Here is a 16,739-nt window from a genome sequence, read left to right on the forward strand (position 1 = left end):
ACAACGTCCCACAATGGATCATCTTTACTTAAATAAAGTACTTTTGATTTTTTATTCCCAGCCTTATTAACATAAGTTAATCGAACTTTTCTAGTCTCTAATCGGTGTTTGATAAGTGGCCATAAGTAGAATAACAGTACTCCACCAATCATTAGGAATACTATTGCAATATAAGATCCCATTGATTATCACCTGCTGATATATGCTGTTTTACAGTCGTAATATGGTAAGTTCTCTTAGGTTTAGCTGTTAATTTACTTTTTTCTTCATACCATTTCCCTTCAACTTCAAGCAAATCATCTTTAGAGAACTTTTCTTTATTCTCAGATACTCGAACTAAGAATGCGGTATCTATTATTAATCCATTAATTGACTCTTTTGGTTTATCTTTATTGATCAATAACCACTTCGATTTTGGTGAATATGACAACGTATCTATATAGTAAAAACCACTAAAATCACCTTCAGCAACAATTTTTGTATGTTTTCTTTTTTGGACAAACTTAGCACGATCCTTGGCCGTAATTTGAAATGCTGATATAGATTCATGATTAGATGATATTGTTAATGTATCAAGCTCTGTGCCGTCCAGTGGAGATGCAAGACTTGCTAATGCACCTCGTATCTTTTCATTAGTCAATATAGCACATTGCATCTCATCAACTTCGACAAAGTCGCTATCAATAACAACTGAGTACCCAGAATCTGTTTCATGAATAACAATATCTGTTGTGCTTAAATCCATATTTCGGATAAGTTCAATCGTCTTACTAATTGAATTAAGAACTCGTTGTTTTAATGGTGTATTTTCATTTAATAAAATCTGAGAGCCTTCATCATTAGCTATCAACCTCATTAACCACTTAATTGATCCTGGTTGCATACCTCCTTCAACATAGACCTGAGACACGATGTTAGTTTTATATAACTTATTCGCTTCTTTAAATGATTCATCATAAAGTGTAACTAGTGCTAAAATACTTCGTGATACTTGTCCACCATCCATCTGATGCAAAGCTATTCGTTCACCCTTGCCGTCATAATGAACCGTAAAGTTGTCATCAATAAAACTCATCACAAAATATTCCTTTAATCATCAACAAATTAAGCAGAATATTACTCGCAGATACAATTATATGAAATAAATTTTATTAAAATTGCTGCACATATGAATCACACCACATTATTATACTGTATATAAAAACAGTTACAACTTAATACTAGTATGTATTTTATACAAAAAATTCACCCCTCCATTTTTCCTAATAATAAGCGTTCTCACCAAATACCCTCTCTCCCAAACCGTCTTCAATAAAGTACTGGCCCACGAACAGGACAATTCACAACGCTCGGCTATCTGCTCTGCTGTTACCTTTTCACCAGGCATAATCGACTGCAGAACTTTCAACTGGGTTTTACTCAATTTGATTAAGCCAACTTGGTGAGGAACTACACGTGCAGCTCCCATCAAATTTGCGTTGATTTGTTCGTTTTTCGTACAAATCTGCATTCTTATTATCATCCGCTGAGGTTTATAATGAAAAGTGGCTTCAAGCCAGTCTGGATAAGGGTTTATCGATGATTGGATTTTGAATCGAGACAGGTGCTAGACAGGTACACCATCCTTTTTTAAGCCATTTATGGTACGTTTCTAACGCTTCTTTCTTCTGTAATTCCATATGTGTATGGATATAAGCTTGATCTAACTTATCTCGAGCATGGTTAAGCAAAGATTCACAGACAATGTAATCAACCCCTAATTCCGCCCATATTGATCGTGCTCGCTTTCTAAGATCATGTGCACTCCACGCCTTCTTAGATACTCCTCGCACCCATTCACTGGCTTTAGCACTATGGATTGGCTGATTATTCCAACGAGATAACGGGAACAAGTGATCACTGTTATAGCCTAGCGCACGTTGCCAGGCTTGATATGAACGTAATAGTTCAATCATCTCAATGGTAAGTGGATAGCTCATTGCTATCCCATTCTTGGCGTCTTCTTTAGGAATTAACCACCGCTTTTCAATAAAACTGATGTTCTTCCATAAAGCCTTTCTGGTTTCACCAATACGAGAGCCATGCGCTAACATCATCATCAGTAATAATCGTTGTGGTGGTTGCTGTTGGCCAATCGCCGGCAAGATATCAATCAGGTCTTCAGTATTCACTCGACAGCCTTTGATTTGAGCTTCTGTAACGGAGAAAGTCTCAGGGAAAAACGTCTTAAATTGCACTTCTGATAACGGATTAGCAGTGATGTGTTTGAGTCGTCTAGCAATAGAGAAAGCCGTTTTCAATAAGAAGAAATTTGCCCTCACATAACTCACTGAATAACCTTGCTCAAACATAGGCTGAATCAAGGCACTGTCTATCTTTTGATGGTCCATATCCGTGATAGCAACCCCATGAAATAGGCTCATCACATGAGTTTCAGCCATACTTTTTAGGTTATTCAATCGCTCTTTCGTGGAACGCTTTAAGGTACATTGCCGCTGAACATGCCAATCAACCAGCTGATCTACTGTTTCAAAGCGATTACATTCAATGGCTTTACCTTTAGCTATTTGGACTGATACCGCACTCACCACATCCATAATGTCTTTGGCCTGAGTACTAGGATATTTCGCAATACGATACGGGTATTGTTTTCCGGCTTCATAACGATAAAACCACCACGTTCCACCGGTTCGAGATGCGTTAAACCGTAAGTAAAGTGGGCATCGAATATCTTTTAACTGGCGAACACGTTGATCATTAATATGACGTTTGATTTGAGCATCAGAGATTTTTACGGGGAGGGTTGCAGAAAAGAAGGCATGTTGATTAAAGCGAATTTTACTGTTTGTGATCATTACTCACCTATTAACGTAGCTTGAATACTCATTCGATTTGGTTGTAATCCTTGGCCAGAGAACGACACTTGATCAACAGAACATTGACCTTTGAAGGCGCGAGGGAAAGTATCATCAAGTAGCACTAACCCTTCCGCAAAAATGGTGGGATTAGGCGGTGCTTCAATGCTGATTTTCCGCCCTTGGCGTTGCATTTTCCGAAGCTCTGCAGCACACGCTTGTTCTGCTTCATTCTTGGTGTTCTTATCTTTGCCTAATGACTTAAACGGTTTACTCCCCACTTTGACCTGTTGCCGGCTTCCATCTGCAGTTGAACTATAAAAAACCTTAACACCATTAAAATCTTGGCGACCATCTAATTCTGCAGACACATTAACAAAGTCACTATTGCCCGGATGATTAACCACAGGGAGTGACAGCGTAACGCTTTCAATACTCTTACCTGAAGCACTACGTTGTTCACCAATTGGCACAAAGATAAACTGCCCTTCAACAGGTTTCGCTATTGCGTCATAAGACTTGGCCAAGCGGTTCATAAATGCCGGCGTACTTTCATCAGAACGATCTATATGCTCGATTTCAATTTTTTGTAATCGCGGATGGACAAAAACATCAAAGCCATGAGGGGTAAGACAGTCATACACTACTTGTCCTACTGTTGTTTTATCCCAACTGCACGACTTACGTTCACGATAACCACTTTCATCCTTGATAGAGAAAGGCGCAACCGTGAGGACTAACGTGATCTCTCGTGGGTATAAACTCACTGACCGTTTTGATATCTGAAAACTATCACGTACAACATCCCCCAATCGCACCGAATAACGTTCACCTTTGGGTGGCAGTCCATCAACATCATCAGAGCTCACCACCAAAGTTACGTTATCGCCTTCGGTACCGTTGCCATCATTCAACCGCCATGACTTTAAACGATCCAAAATCAAATCAGCATTATTGCCTATTAAATGAAACATTCCTTAATCCCATGATTTAGTAACACGTTGAGTTTTAGGTACCTGCTTTACTTGAGGTAACACCACTTCGGTATCGACAAAAAAAACCTCACGCCGAACGTGAGGATTTAATTGATAAAAGGCTTGTTCTAATTGGTCATTATCTTGGCCAGTGTGCTTATAGAGTAAATCAGTGATCAACTCATCGGCTTTGGCGCTTACCTTCACTCGCGGTACTCCTTCAATTGCAGCATGACATCTGTCACCATGGCTTGGCCGTTATGGATCAATGCCGACTTACCTTCTTTCAGTTGTTGAATCGTCCATTTACCTAAGTTAATACCTTGGCCATCACTGACTTGTTGTGGAGATTCAATTAACGTTCGAAGCTTTTCAACTGACTCTTGCGCCCCGTATTGCAACCATTTGGCGGTTATATCGAGGGTTTCAAGCGGTTTTCCGGTCATTTCAGAGCGGGCGTCATAAATCAAACTGACTTCTGAATACGCGCCTGGTGATGTTCGCTCAAACTTCATAATCGGTGTTTTGTCACCCACAGAAAAAACGAATTCACCTATCACTAAGTGATGCATAACGATCCTTAGCTATCTCTATCAATAGCGGCATAACTAAATTGGGTTGATAAAGTGTTCTCGCCCATTAATGACGATAATTGTTGGTTCATTTGACGGGTAATTTCTTGCGCTATCAGCTTTTCATCTTGGCCAGCTGCAGCCGTTATTTGAAAGGTAGGTGAAAATGATATTGGTGGGCTTTGCTTAGCCATCGCTTCTTTGGTTTGAACTTCATCGACCTTTTTAGCGGTTTCTTCAGGTGAATCAAGTTTCTTGCCAAACCAGCCACCGAGCATTTCACCGCCCATGCCACCCGCAATAGAACCCAACAGACCACCAATAGCGGTACCGATACCAGGTAAAATGAAAGTACCAATAGCAGCACCTAACGCACCACCGCCCATAGAACCACCGATATCCCCCAATGCACCACCTGTTTGTTCCATATCGCCATTAATGACACCTTCAACAACGGAAGAAGCATTCATCATCATTCCCAATGGTTTCAATACCTTGGTAAGTCCTGTTTTGCCCGCTGTTTCTGCAATATCACCACCAATTCCAATCACATCCATTGCATCTGATGCCATCGCGTCCATAGGCATTAAAGCTAATCCAGAACCCGCTAAGGCCATAGCTGCACCTTTAGGGGTAACATTACTCACCAAAGACTGAGCACCAGAACCCACCTTTTGAGCCATTCGACTTTCCATAACAGAACTAAGTAACCCACCTAACCCTTTACGGCGACCACGAACACGGCGACGACCTTTACGCTTTTTACGAGAACGGGCTTCTTTACCTACACTGCTATTGCCTTTACTTTCTGGCCCTTGGCTAGATGAAACGGCAGCATTTAAGCTTCGCCAACGTTTAGCAGCCAATGCTGCAATCCGTCCACCGTCTTGGGTTTCACAATTTAAACCTTTCGTAAATAAACGGGTTTTATCCATCGAATTACCAAAGACGAGCGATAACGCTTTCCCCGCTAACAACACCCCTTTTAAACCAATAAACGCTGCAACACCAATACCCACGGCTTGAGTGACACCGGTATTCGCTTCAGCAAAGTTAGCCAGTAAATCAACACCTTTACCTAACGGTTCAAGTACCCAATTAAGGGCTGGTAATAACGCGGTACCAAACACCACGCTGAGTCGATTTAACTTATTCACGAACATATCAATGCCACTGCCTGTGGTACTGATTCTGGCATTGTATTCTTGGTCAAGAGAATCAAGATGAACGGTAGAATCTTCTTTTGATAGCGTTAACAGCTTGGTGAAATTCGCCATATTGCCCGATAGGGATGCCACCGCACCTTTAGCTTCTTCACCAAATATCTGACTCAATATGGCGCTTTTATCTTCTTTTGGTGCCTGATTAACGGCATTAAGCACTTCAATCAAGGTACCTGATGCATCGTCTTGCATTCTGGCGGCAATATCATCAGCATCTAAGCCAATTGAGGCCATTGCTTTTTGTTGAGTACCACTTGCTGCATCACCTAACGTCAATCGACCTGATATATTCTTCAAAGCCGTTGCCGCACGCTCTTCACCCATACCTAATGACAATAATGAAGCTGATAATGCCGTGGACTCATTGACCTTAAAACCACCCGTCTTAGCTGATGCCCCTTCACGCGCCATCACACCCGCAATATCTTTCGCTTTGGCATTCGAGTTATTTGAGAGGTAGTTAGCAAGACCAGCGACATTCATTGCGCCTTGTTGATCAACACCTAATGCCGCTTTAAACACAGATAAGGTTTCACCGGCTTGACCCGCATCCATATCAAAGGCAACCCCCATCTTGGAGGAATCAAGTACAAAGCTTTTCAGTTCATTGATGTCTTTAATGCCACTTTGACCACCTGCAGCTAACATCGCATTGATATTATCGGCACTCATGGGTGTGGTGGTTGAGGTTTTCAGTGCCCACGATTGCAATTCTGTGGACTGCTCATCACTCATGTTGACGACTTTTTTCACATCAGCAAATGAGCTTTCATTTTTAATCGCTGTCCATATCGATCCAACAATCGGGGCTGCAGCTGCCGCCAATCCTGTTGCTTCACTGCCTATTTCACCTAACTTAGCTTTACGACTATCAATCCGACCTTGGATTGATTGCATCTCTTTTAATCGAGCATTCTGCTTTTCAAGGGCTAAGGTAGCTTTATCAGCTTGTTGCTTTAATCGGTTTTGTTCATCACCAAGTTTATCAGTACTCACACCCGCCGCTTGTAATGAGCTTTTTAACTTATTTAAGGTGTTATGTTGCTTCTCTTGTCTGTCGGTTAACTTACCTAACTTGCCGCTGGCACGTTTATAAGCGACAGAGAGATCATTGGTTTGAGCTTTGTTCTGATAAATCTCAGTATTGAGTGATTCAAGTCGAAGTTGGGCTTCTTTTAGCTTAACTTGTAAGGCTTGTGCCCCTTCCTTTGAGGCTTGCTGCATTTCCTGATTTAACCCACGAATTTCGTTCTGAGTTAAATTGTATTCACCCCGTAATTGGGTAGTTTTCTGCTTACTCTCAGCTATCGCAGCACTAAGAGAAGTCATGGTGCTTTTGGTTTCAGTTAATTGAGCCGATAGCTTTTCAGCTCTAAGCTCTGCAGCTTCAAAACCTTTAATCCCCTTTAGCTGACCATTTAATGACTGAACCTCACCCCGTTGTGCTGCCAGTGCTGCAGTTAATCGTTCTGTCGCGGTCGTGGTTGAAACAATGTCTTTAACGCCTTTTACCGACGCATCTAAGACAAAACTAATCTTTTCCGTCATTGTTTGACTCCGAGCTTAGATAAGATCAATTCATAACGCCGTAATGCCTGGTCTTGTGACCACTCCCTGAGTTCACTTTCAGTGGTATTACGGTGCATTGGGATCAAATCAATCAGAGCTTCGACGTCACGGGGCGAAAGTAATCCCCCGCAAGTTGAAAAAAAGCGCCCACCTGCGGTTTAATGGCTAAGTAATCATTCAATGCCATGGCGTCCATATCTTGTTTATCTAAATGACATACCACCCGAAACATAAATTCTTCACGTTCATAATGATCATCAATATCAGCCAATGCTTCAGAATGTTTCACCTTAGGTACCGCAAATTTAATGTGGCTAATTGTTTCTCCCAGCTCATTGGTAAACGGAAATACCAAATCAAATTCAAAGTCTTTACCCGTTAATGAATGATCATTCATTTCATCAGATGGCGTTAAAATAAAGGCGCGAATATCTTGATGTAATTGGGTGAAATCAGGCACCGATAGCTCTTCAAACTCGATCGGCGTTAAGTCCGTACAAGCTAAAATCATCGCCTTAAACTGTTTAAATTGTTCAGCTGCAGACAGATCATCTTTCATCACAAAAGGCAGCTTGCGAAACGCACCTAAGGTAATGGTATTAATCGTTAATTTATGACTACCTGAACGGTTAAAAAACGGTAGCGTAGTTTCTTTATTCATGGATTTTTCTCACAAAAAAAGCGCCCATAGGCGCTATCAGTCATACATCGATAGAAGATGGTTTAAATGATGCCGGCTAATCCCATCAAATCGACACCACCAATAATAGTTTTACCGGTATTCACATTGATGTCATGAACCACAATGCCCGTATCATGTTGGGTATACGCTTTACAGGTACCTTCAATAGTAATGGTTGGCTTCTCGCCCATCTTCACCGCTTCTTTCTTAATGGCCGTAATCGGTCCATACATCGAATAGGTTTCCACATAAGGAACACCATCGGTACTTTTGCCTTTTTCAACCACGTTAATCTGGGCATTACCCATGGTGTACTTACCCAAAGAACGCGATAACACCCCATGCTCACCTTTCACTTTTAATGACCAACTGAGCTTTTCTAAGCCTACCGTATCTTCAGAAGCCACAAATGCCCCTTCATTATTGGCTAATTTGGCTTTCACTTCCGGTGGCGTAAAGTCCACGATTTCATTCATCAATGGCACAGATTCAACCTGCGCCGTAATACGCATACGAATACGATCAGCCATTTACCACCTCATCAAGCCATGCTGCAATTAACCCGTTATCGACACTCATTTCATACACCATGTGTTCATTAGGCGAATAGCGGCCATAGTTCACACATAGGAACCATCGACCTGCCGTATAGTTTTCTAGATTATTCTTGGTGGGATGAAGAAAGGCTTTAAACACAGGAATGACGGTCTGCGCGACTAAGTCCTGTCCCCAATTGGTTAAACGATCAACAACTTGCTGCATGAACTCTTCAGTCAGTTGTTTACCCAATAACGGTTGGCTAGTTTCTTCTAACTTACGTGTCATCAAGTCTTCTAAACCAACATGAGAGATAAAACGCCCTGTATTAGTACGGTTACCAATAATCGAATAACCACCCATCCGTGTATGCGCTATCGTCACCACACCATGTTTATTCAAAAAATTCGCTTGAGTGGTTTTATCATTGATTTTATAAGCAATGTTACGGGCAGTTTCATCACACACCACTGAGCGATTTTGTGGGCTTTCCCAACCCGATACCGAAGCCATTGCCGCGACTAAAGCGATGGATGCCGGTATTAATACCTGTACACCGTCATAAGTTTTCAGAAACCAAGGATCGATGATGCACAGTTTATCTTCGCCCGTTCCTTCAGCGCCAAACCCTGCAGCAAACTCAGCCGCAGCCATATCATTGGTGTTTGGACCATCAAGCACAGGACGACAACGCACATCACGCCCAATTAACGCTAACTTTTGTCCTACCGCTTTTGAATGAAAACCAGGGGCGGCAATAATGGTGGGTATTTCAGGGCAAGCCTTAACGGTTTCCAAACCACGAATGGCACCAGTTGCCGAATCCACACCACCAATCACATTGGCTTCGGTTGCTGCAGTAGTTGCACCGACTTCAACCACCGTGACATAGAGCGCACATTTCACGTACTCAAATAAATAACGCACCACGGTAGGTAACGAACCTTGACGGTTACCGGTTGAATCTAATGCCATCATTGCATCAGCATAATTCCATAACCGTGTTGGCTCGTTATAGGCAACGGTGCCGCGTTTATCGGGAGCCGTACCTACCAAGTGCACGACTTGTTGTGCTAATGGCCCCATACTTGGTTGCGGCTCAATGGTGCGAACCTCAACCCCATTTAATTCAAAATCTTGAATAGGTGCTAATGAACTCATTATTGCTGTCCTTGGGCTTTTTGTTGGGAAGGAAGTTGTGCCGGTTTACCAATCTTGCCATTCATCAGCAAAAAGGCGGTTTGTGTTGGATGTAAAGCAATGGTGTTATCTGCAGGTAAATACCAACGTCCATTTAAACGAAAAGGCTGCAAGATCGGATGATCTTGCAGCCCTATTTGATTCAAGGTTGCCATGTTATTCCTTTATTATTCAGATTTTAGATACAAAAAAACCGCTGACTAAAAGCGGTTTCTAAATGGTTGGCTTTGCTGGCCATACAATGTCATCAGGATTATCGTAAGTTTGAGGAATGTCGCGTAATGCTTGGCGGTACGCAGTAAATTCAGCTTTCTTCTCGGAGGTTAATGGCGCATCAGGCATTTGTGTCCAATCAGTATGACGAACTAATCGATCTCTCTTTAAACGAATAGGCTCCCATATTACGTCTCTAATTAGTTGTTCTTGATAAGCTGGTTCTAAACTGTAACTATCTAATTCATCAATATTAATATTGATATACTGAATTCCATCTTTTATAAAACTAACAAAAGAATGCATCATTAAACTCCATCAGCTGTCGCAGCAAGATCGTAATTACTATTCCAATTCATAACAACCCCATTACGATCTCTATTTAAATTAACTAAATCTTTGTGAGTAGCATTGGATAGACCGACAGAATATAAATACAGTCCTCCACCAGCACATTCAATCAATTTTGGCATTGTTCGTTTACTCTCCCTTCGTATATAACTACAACGAGAAAGTAAAACAGAGGCTTCAGTTGGTCGGCCAGCTGAATGCAGTAACGGAAAACCAGAATGTGTAATATTGCCAGAAGATATTGTAACTGTAGGATTAGCAGGACGATCACCATTTGATACAAACCCTCGAGCATACATATCTAGTGGGCTATCTGTATCCAGATAATCATCGATTGTAATATGCACATAATAACAATGAACACTCATCGGCTGCTGAATAGTCCCAATCATACATTTGCTATTATCTATATAAGATACAACTCGAATTGTTGGCTTATTTGACGAGTAATTCCACGATGAAAAAATAATCGTTTTATTTGAAGCATTAATTTTTGTATTAATTAAATGCTCTTGTCCATCTTTCAGAGAACACCAAATAATAGCTCCAGAAGGTGCAGAGTCTAATACAGCTTGTATCGTTCGTTTGGCTGCTGCATGTGTATCACCACTTCGAGAATCATCCCCATTAATAGCATCAACATAACATGTAACATACATACTTTTTCTTATTTGCTCTGGTACTGCAGAAGTCGCAACATTAACTTTTTTATCAATCTCCCCAATCTTGCCATTCACGGCACCAGTTAAGTTTTCGGAGGCTTTAACTAATGCCCCTATTTGTTGTTCTAAACTCATTGATTAACTTCCATTAATTGTATTCGCCGCATCATTAAACGATGCTGCAAGTCGTGTAAAACCATCCGCAATCTCTTGCTCTAATATGGATACTTGGCCTGAGGTTGCATAGTGAGCTGGCGCATTACCACCAAACAGCGTGGTATCTGCCGCTTTACCTCGTTTAGTTAGAAATTGTGCATCCGCCGCCGTGATGCTGTAGACCTGATAGGCATTGGCTTTCTTGGCTAGCTCTGCCGTCATAGTGGCAGCAAAATGCGGATCATTACCCAGTGCCTTGGCCAACTCTTCAAAGGTATCTAATACTTCAGGTGCCACACCTATCAATTGCTTAATACGGGCATCAATTTGTGCCGGTGTTAAGGTATCAATCGTGTCAGCTTTATCATCAAGTGCAGGAATGGTGACCTGCAGTGTGACATTGCCTGAACCATCAAATGACACTGAGCCATTAGCATCACGACCAAGGGTTATGGTGCGAGCGACTTTGAGTTTATTCGCCGTTGCGGTGTTAGCGCCTAAGGTAGAAAGCGGATCATCAAGATAAGAACGTGGATAGATTTCTGTTTTGTCAGCTTTTAATCGCAACTTGCCATTAATCACACCCATCACGTTATTGAGTGCCGCTATCAGTTGGTCAATTTTATTGTTTAACACCCTCACTCCTAAGCAGAAAGTTCCCCCGCATGAAAGTTAAAGCCATTGGTGATATTACTAATGACGCTATCTAGCAATAAAGCGGTTGATTGGGTAACTTCAGAAGCCGCTACTGCTAATGCTTTGGCTTCTGCAGCTGTCGCTAAGACTTCTTCACTAACTGTACCCACTGGCCCTTGCTGACCAACCGTTACCACCTGAATGTTGGGTTTCACTTGCTCTCGAACGACAGCAATCCCTTGAGGTAACCGCACTGTTATCACGCGGTCAGTATTGAGCGTGACCAACACTTTTGCATTCGCGCTAATCATCAACCGCCCCTTTTATCAGTACAGCAGGACCGCGTAATATGCTGTAAGGATCACCACTCGGAAAGGTTACCCGCACTTCATAACTCGCGTTCTCCCATGCTATTGGTTGGTGGCCTTGGGTTTGATCATGAGTCACTTTGATATCAAGTGCATCGCTTTGCTGTGGGTGTTCAATAATGGTGATATGTCCAGATTCTGTGGTACCCCGTACCAGCACTTCACCCTCAATCGAACGAACAACAAAAACAGCGGTACACCCAAACAATTTCACATAAGGGTTACTGTCATCCCCCGTTGTCCAACTCACATCAAAACCAAAGGTTGTGCCGGAAATAATGCTCAGTAACAGCGGTCCCTCCATTGTGCATGCCATAATCCCTCACACTCTTTTCTCTAGTTCATTAAAACGAAATAGCAATTCAAGATGGCGCGACATATTGCCAATTTGAGCCGTTGCCATAGTGGTTAACTCTTCACCCAATAACAGATTTATATTGTCATTACCGACCTCAATCGTGATGCTATTTGACGGTAACGGAGAGACATCTAGCGTGAACTTCTGCAACCAGCTGGCATTGGCTGATTTATACGCCAATAAAGTATTAGGCACTGAATAGACCGCTAATAAGGTGCCGGTTTCTAAAAAGAATCCGACTTCTCGCACTTCATATTCCAGATTGCCTTTAAATACCGCCGCCATACGTAGTTGTGTTAGGCTCAACTCTTCCCAATCTGAAATCAGTTCACGTTGCCTTTCGTTGTACAACGCTTTTTGTTCAGGTGTTGGCTGATAACTGCGGTCACCTGCCGCTATCCATTTAATCGCCCCTTTAATGCCTTTGTTTTTGGCGCTAATTAGCTCGGCCAATCCCACTTTAGTAAATTGAACAACGGGTGAACTCATGTTCTTGCTCCTAACGTTATATCGGTACTCATCACCATACGCATACCGCCTGCAAAATAGCTCCCTCCTGTACACCACGTATCATTAGGCATGCATCCCTGATACGACTCATCACCGACCGTGGTATGAAAGTAACCACCTGAAACACCAAAGGGAGCCAATACCAACGGTGATGGTGGCATGATGCCGGTCGCTGAATCATCGTAATCAACAACGGATGGCTGTTTTGCCCCTAAGAACGTGAGCCCAGTGTCTAAACCAAAGGCTAAAATCAGTTCAACGGTGTCACGCTCAGACTTGGTGTTTTCAATCCGTGTCAGCATTCGTTTAGCGGTTTTTTGATTCACTGGCTCATTACGTTTCCAAGCTACCACCTCAATATGATAAGAACCCGGCGGCGCTTCCATCTGATACCAAGGGGTAACTTCAATATCACAATCCAACGCATCCATAGCCACCGCTAAACCATGACGCGTCCCCGCTTTTCGGTGGATTTCAAAGGCGTTATCTGCCGTTTTACGCTGTTGTTCTAATGAATCTTCAGGTCGCCAATCGGTTACCCCTCGCTCACCAGCGAGTAAGGAAACAAAGTGCTCTGAGGTTAATCGTGGTTGTTTCAGTTCTGGAAAGGGATCGCGTTGGTTAGCCAGTAAGGTATGCCAGGCATACTCTAAGGATTCTTCAATCAGGGTGCGATTTTCAGGTTGAACAGAAATAAAAGGCTCAGTCACCTCGAACATCAATGATCACCTCCGTACAATACGGCGCTTCATCCCACTGGCAAATAACATCAGCTGCAGGTTCGTGGACTTTGGCGCGTTTTGCCCCTAACTCATAAAGAATGTGTGCCACCTCTTCTCTATCAACAATGCCATTGAGCTTATGGCGTTTTTCAGCTAACGCCCATGCTGCTTGTTCGGCTTGGGCTTTATCAACATGCGAGCTTGGATCAGAGCCGGTATACACTGTGGCCACAATTCGATACAGCTTTGGAGCCGCACTTTTCGTGGTGATTTCATCAGACTCTTGAGCTATATCATCACGTTGAAGGTAATCAGCCACCCGCTTTAATAACGCAGCACTGGCAATGCCTTGTGGATGTTCTCGACTTAGCACTGCCACACACACTTTGCCAGAGTTAGGCGCTAACATTTTAGGAATTGCATCTTTCACCGGCATCGGCCTGTTTAAATGCTGAAACTCATACCGCATCACCACCGCATCGGGTTTTGATTCAATCTTTATCAGAGGTCGTTCATCTAAAGTCAGTGCATGGAATTTATACCCCATTCGCGTACCTGTGGTATGGAACTGATAAGGCGCTAAATCAAACCGCTGCAGTAGGCTTGCATCTGATTCCATGATGGCGGGTTTAGGTGGAAAAATACTGTTATCACTCGGCGTTAATACTTGCCGCTTTAAGCCATATTGCAATGCCAGCAAATCCACCATGTCGGATTCAGTGACGAACTTACGAAACATCTGTAAGGCTTGGTGGTTTTGCTCTCTAATTTCAGCCACTCGCTTTAACACAAACGCCTGAGTCACTTGTGCCAGCAGCTCACCATCGTTGGTCATGGCTTGGTGTAATAATTGCGCCTTATCGGTATCTGACTTAGCACAATACGCCACTGCAGCTTCAATATACTCATTCAGTAAGGTTTCAAATTCAGGTACCACAAACGCTTTAGGTAAACTCATAACCGCACCTGTAATTCAATATCATTGCCTCGCCACACGCCTTTCACCATCACTGAAAACCCCGCATCACTTGGTATCGCTTGGCACTGTTTGGCTTTAAATTGAGTTAAGCCATTAGCTGGATTAGCCAATGCTTCGAGTGATAGGTTTTGCACTATCATGGCTTCAGTTGGGTTTTGCATTCGACCTAAACGGGCAATGGCTTTATTGCCTATTTGGCGGCGCTTAACGCGTGAGGTCATTTGTGTTGTCAGGATCCGTTCAAACCGACAGGTTAACGCAGCCATACCCGTGACGGTTTTCCCTGTTTTAGGATCAATCCCTATCATTGTTGTTGCTCCGTTTTACTGGTGTTAGGGTTTCCATGCATGTGGATATGATCGTTATAAATCTTACGATCCGCAGCCATCGAACGAGTACCATCAGCAACATCACCCGAAGCACGATAATTACCCTCTTGTTCTATATCACCCACCACTTTGACACCACCAGGATAATGCGCCGTTAATGCACCAGTATCTAAGTCATAACACTCAGTCATACCGTTGCCGTAATCGGTCATCACTTGGTTTTCTTCGGTCGTCGGACAAGGAAAGTTTGTTGAAGGTAATCCCATCAGAGCAACGGAATTATTGAGGTTATCACCACAGCCTAAGTTAATTAGAATACACTGTTCACCAACACTAGGACGGCGGTAATGACTGACTCGCCCAGCACTATGAACAAAGAACGGCACCCGCGTTGCCTTATTCTGGCCAGCGGTAACATCAACGGCTTGATTCGAGGTCGCAGCCACCACGCCTAAGCGAATAATATTGCCCGAAGAACGGCGGTTTTCTTCCACTTCTTCACGCAAAGCCATCACTTCTTTTTCTAACGAACGGATCCGTTCAACTAATGCCCTCAACATTGGCTTGCGTCCCTATAATCTCATGCCAATCGTGTTCAATCTGCCCCATAAAAATACGCTGCTTGATGGTGACAACCCGTAAGAACACCCCATTATCAGGATTAAAACGACGCGGAAGATTTGAAATCAACCGCGCCTCTTCAACATCATCCACACAACCAAAGCGTTGATTGAATAACTCACGCTCAATACGGCTAGATAAGTCCAGCGCCACCACATCAAAGTTAGCTTGAGCAATCGGCACTTCTACCAAGAATCGCAGCTCAATTTCATGGATTTTACGACCATCATTATTAGTGTGATTAATGGATTGGCATTCACCACATTGGTAACGCACGATAGGTGCACTTGGCTCGGTTTCTTCACGTTGATAAGCGGTTTCTATCTTGCCGAGCTGTAAACGCTGTTCTAATCGTTCAATGACAGTCATCACCCATTCACTTGGAGCCCGAAAGAATGAATTGGAACTCACGATGAAAAAACTCCTCAAATTTACGGTTTAAATCGGGTAAGTAAGAATCAATGATATCTTCTGCTTCTTCACTAATATCAATGGTGACTAACTTTATGGATTTTCGACCTTTATTTTCACGACGAAAGACCAACAGTTGATCACTGTCCATTGGTGAAATAAACGCACCATCATAGAAATGGCCACCCACTTGCACCCCTTTACCATTTTGAATCGGTGTCCCTAATCGATGCACACCAAGGCTTCTTACCCCCACCCACAGCTTTGACATACCGCCGTTTTTATAAGTTCTAAAACGGGTGGTCATGGCTTTTGAATCAATACTGAGTTCATAACCTAAATCGGCCATTGAAGCCGCCCTTAACCAGCGATTGGTTTTGATCATCGCTTGTTTAGCCGCTTTGGCTAATTCATCGGGAAGGTAAGAAAGACGGGCAAGAAAACGGGTGTCCAACACCATGTTAGTATTCAGAGAAGTCATGTTTAATCCCTGCTTGAGACAGATTTAAAACATATTCACGCTGCAGCTGACTGTCTTTGTTACCCTTGCCTTGTTCATGACCAGAGAACGCCAAGCTATAACGCTTACCCTTTATCATCATGGTTGATAACGGTGGCAAACAACTGGCCGTTAATAACCGTTTAATAGCATGACCTTCTGATGATTGGTGTTTGATATAACCTTGAATTTTCCGTTGTTGGCCATCGGGTAACATCACCACTAATTCACTGCCAAAACACTGCTGAATAGAGGCTCGAATCAACTGCCGAGCATCATCAAATACACTCTTCATTGATCACCTATCATGTG

General features: G+C 42.8%; 23 protein-coding genes. All 23 read right to left on the minus strand.

Annotated features, from left to right (window positions below; genetic code table 11):
- Window positions 1-160 precede the first annotated feature (160 nt).
- Window positions 161-1,075, minus strand: coding sequence for an LAPAL motif-containing putative phage structural protein (locus PPBDW_RS08810; RefSeq protein ID WP_036794893.1), 915 nt, complete (start codon window positions 1,073-1,075; stop codon window positions 161-163).
- Between the two features lie 475 nt (window positions 1,076-1,550).
- Window positions 1,551-2,855: a site-specific integrase gene (locus tag PPBDW_RS08815; RefSeq protein ID WP_054262038.1), complete on the minus strand. Its 1,305-nt coding sequence runs from the start codon at window positions 2,853-2,855 to the stop codon at window positions 1,551-1,553.
- Window positions 2,855-3,829, minus strand: a complete 975-nt coding sequence (locus PPBDW_RS08820; protein WP_036794897.1) for a contractile injection system protein, VgrG/Pvc8 family — start codon at window positions 3,827-3,829, stop codon at window positions 2,855-2,857. Before PPBDW_RS08820 ends, PPBDW_RS08815 begins: the two co-directional genes overlap by 1 nt.
- A gap of 3 nt (window positions 3,830-3,832) precedes the next feature.
- A complete protein-coding gene (locus tag PPBDW_RS08825; RefSeq protein WP_036794899.1) occupies window positions 3,833-4,036 on the minus strand; it encodes a hypothetical protein in 204 nt (67 codons plus the stop codon).
- On the minus strand, window positions 4,033-4,401 hold the full coding sequence (locus tag PPBDW_RS08830; protein ID WP_036794900.1) for a phage tail protein: 369 nt from the start codon (window positions 4,399-4,401) through the stop codon (window positions 4,033-4,035). Before PPBDW_RS08830 ends, PPBDW_RS08825 begins: the two co-directional genes overlap by 4 nt.
- Before the next feature lie 8 nt (window positions 4,402-4,409).
- Window positions 4,410-7,172 carry a phage tail tape measure protein gene (locus PPBDW_RS08835; RefSeq protein WP_036794901.1) on the minus strand — a complete coding sequence of 921 codons (2,763 nt, stop codon included), beginning with the start codon at window positions 7,170-7,172 and terminating at the stop codon, window positions 4,410-4,412.
- 112 nt (window positions 7,173-7,284) lie between these two features.
- Window positions 7,285-7,854, minus strand: a complete 570-nt coding sequence (locus PPBDW_RS08840; protein WP_036794902.1) for a hypothetical protein — start codon at window positions 7,852-7,854, stop codon at window positions 7,285-7,287.
- A 62-nt stretch (window positions 7,855-7,916) separates the two neighbouring features.
- Complete coding sequence (locus tag PPBDW_RS08845) at window positions 7,917-8,405, minus strand: phage major tail tube protein (protein ID WP_036794904.1); 489 nt, start codon at window positions 8,403-8,405, stop codon at window positions 7,917-7,919.
- Complete coding sequence (locus PPBDW_RS08850) at window positions 8,398-9,573, minus strand: phage tail sheath protein (protein WP_036794905.1); 1,176 nt, start codon at window positions 9,571-9,573, stop codon at window positions 8,398-8,400. Before PPBDW_RS08850 ends, PPBDW_RS08845 begins: the two co-directional genes overlap by 8 nt.
- The gene (locus PPBDW_RS08855; RefSeq protein WP_036794907.1) at window positions 9,573-9,767 is read right to left on the minus strand and encodes a hypothetical protein; all 195 of its coding nucleotides are present in this window, start codon (window positions 9,765-9,767) and stop codon (window positions 9,573-9,575) included. The genes PPBDW_RS08850 and PPBDW_RS08855 overlap by 1 nt, the downstream gene beginning before the upstream one ends.
- Before the next feature lie 58 nt (window positions 9,768-9,825).
- Window positions 9,826-10,134: a tail fiber assembly protein gene (locus PPBDW_RS08860; RefSeq protein ID WP_243423005.1), complete on the minus strand. Its 309-nt coding sequence runs from the start codon at window positions 10,132-10,134 to the stop codon at window positions 9,826-9,828.
- Window positions 10,134-10,973 carry a hypothetical protein gene (locus tag PPBDW_RS08865; protein WP_054262039.1) on the minus strand — a complete coding sequence of 280 codons (840 nt, stop codon included), beginning with the start codon at window positions 10,971-10,973 and terminating at the stop codon, window positions 10,134-10,136. Before PPBDW_RS08865 ends, PPBDW_RS08860 begins: the two co-directional genes overlap by 1 nt.
- 3 nt (window positions 10,974-10,976) lie before the next feature.
- Window positions 10,977-11,630 carry a hypothetical protein gene (locus PPBDW_RS08870; RefSeq protein ID WP_036794910.1) on the minus strand — a complete coding sequence of 218 codons (654 nt, stop codon included), beginning with the start codon at window positions 11,628-11,630 and terminating at the stop codon, window positions 10,977-10,979.
- Between the two features lie 8 nt (window positions 11,631-11,638).
- Window positions 11,639-11,941 carry a hypothetical protein gene (locus PPBDW_RS08875; RefSeq protein ID WP_036794912.1) on the minus strand — a complete coding sequence of 101 codons (303 nt, stop codon included), beginning with the start codon at window positions 11,939-11,941 and terminating at the stop codon, window positions 11,639-11,641.
- On the minus strand, window positions 11,934-12,314 hold the full coding sequence (locus PPBDW_RS08880) for a hypothetical protein (RefSeq protein WP_156312889.1): 381 nt from the start codon (window positions 12,312-12,314) through the stop codon (window positions 11,934-11,936). Before PPBDW_RS08880 ends, PPBDW_RS08875 begins: the two co-directional genes overlap by 8 nt.
- Window positions 12,315-12,320: 6 nt before the next feature.
- Window positions 12,321-12,845, minus strand: a complete 525-nt coding sequence (locus PPBDW_RS08885; RefSeq protein WP_036794917.1) for a phage tail-collar fiber domain-containing protein — start codon at window positions 12,843-12,845, stop codon at window positions 12,321-12,323.
- Window positions 12,842-13,585, minus strand: a complete 744-nt coding sequence (locus PPBDW_RS08890; protein ID WP_036794918.1) for a phage tail protein I — start codon at window positions 13,583-13,585, stop codon at window positions 12,842-12,844. The genes PPBDW_RS08885 and PPBDW_RS08890 overlap by 4 nt, the downstream gene beginning before the upstream one ends.
- Window positions 13,569-14,546, minus strand: coding sequence for a baseplate J/gp47 family protein (locus PPBDW_RS08895; protein ID WP_036794920.1), 978 nt, complete (start codon window positions 14,544-14,546; stop codon window positions 13,569-13,571). The genes PPBDW_RS08890 and PPBDW_RS08895 overlap by 17 nt, the downstream gene beginning before the upstream one ends.
- On the minus strand, window positions 14,543-14,875 hold the full coding sequence (locus tag PPBDW_RS08900; RefSeq protein ID WP_036794923.1) for a phage baseplate protein: 333 nt from the start codon (window positions 14,873-14,875) through the stop codon (window positions 14,543-14,545). Before PPBDW_RS08900 ends, PPBDW_RS08895 begins: the two co-directional genes overlap by 4 nt.
- The gene (locus PPBDW_RS08905; protein WP_036794924.1) at window positions 14,872-15,456 is read right to left on the minus strand and encodes a phage baseplate assembly protein V; all 585 of its coding nucleotides are present in this window, start codon (window positions 15,454-15,456) and stop codon (window positions 14,872-14,874) included. The genes PPBDW_RS08900 and PPBDW_RS08905 overlap by 4 nt, the downstream gene beginning before the upstream one ends.
- Window positions 15,437-15,928, minus strand: a complete 492-nt coding sequence (locus tag PPBDW_RS08910) for a hypothetical protein (protein WP_156312890.1) — start codon at window positions 15,926-15,928, stop codon at window positions 15,437-15,439. Before PPBDW_RS08910 ends, PPBDW_RS08905 begins: the two co-directional genes overlap by 20 nt.
- Entirely contained in the window at window positions 15,894-16,409 is a 516-nt protein-coding gene (locus PPBDW_RS08915) for a hypothetical protein (RefSeq protein WP_036794926.1), read from the minus strand. The genes PPBDW_RS08910 and PPBDW_RS08915 overlap by 35 nt, the downstream gene beginning before the upstream one ends.
- Window positions 16,390-16,722 (minus strand): hypothetical protein, encoded by a 333-nt coding sequence (locus PPBDW_RS08920; RefSeq protein WP_036794928.1) that lies wholly within the window; start codon window positions 16,720-16,722, stop codon window positions 16,390-16,392. The genes PPBDW_RS08915 and PPBDW_RS08920 overlap by 20 nt, the downstream gene beginning before the upstream one ends.
- Window positions 16,723-16,739: the final 17 nt, after the last annotated feature.

It is taken from the genome of Photobacterium kishitanii (assembly GCF_000613045.3).
GTDB classification, from domain to species: domain Bacteria; phylum Pseudomonadota; class Gammaproteobacteria; order Enterobacterales; family Vibrionaceae; genus Photobacterium; species Photobacterium kishitanii.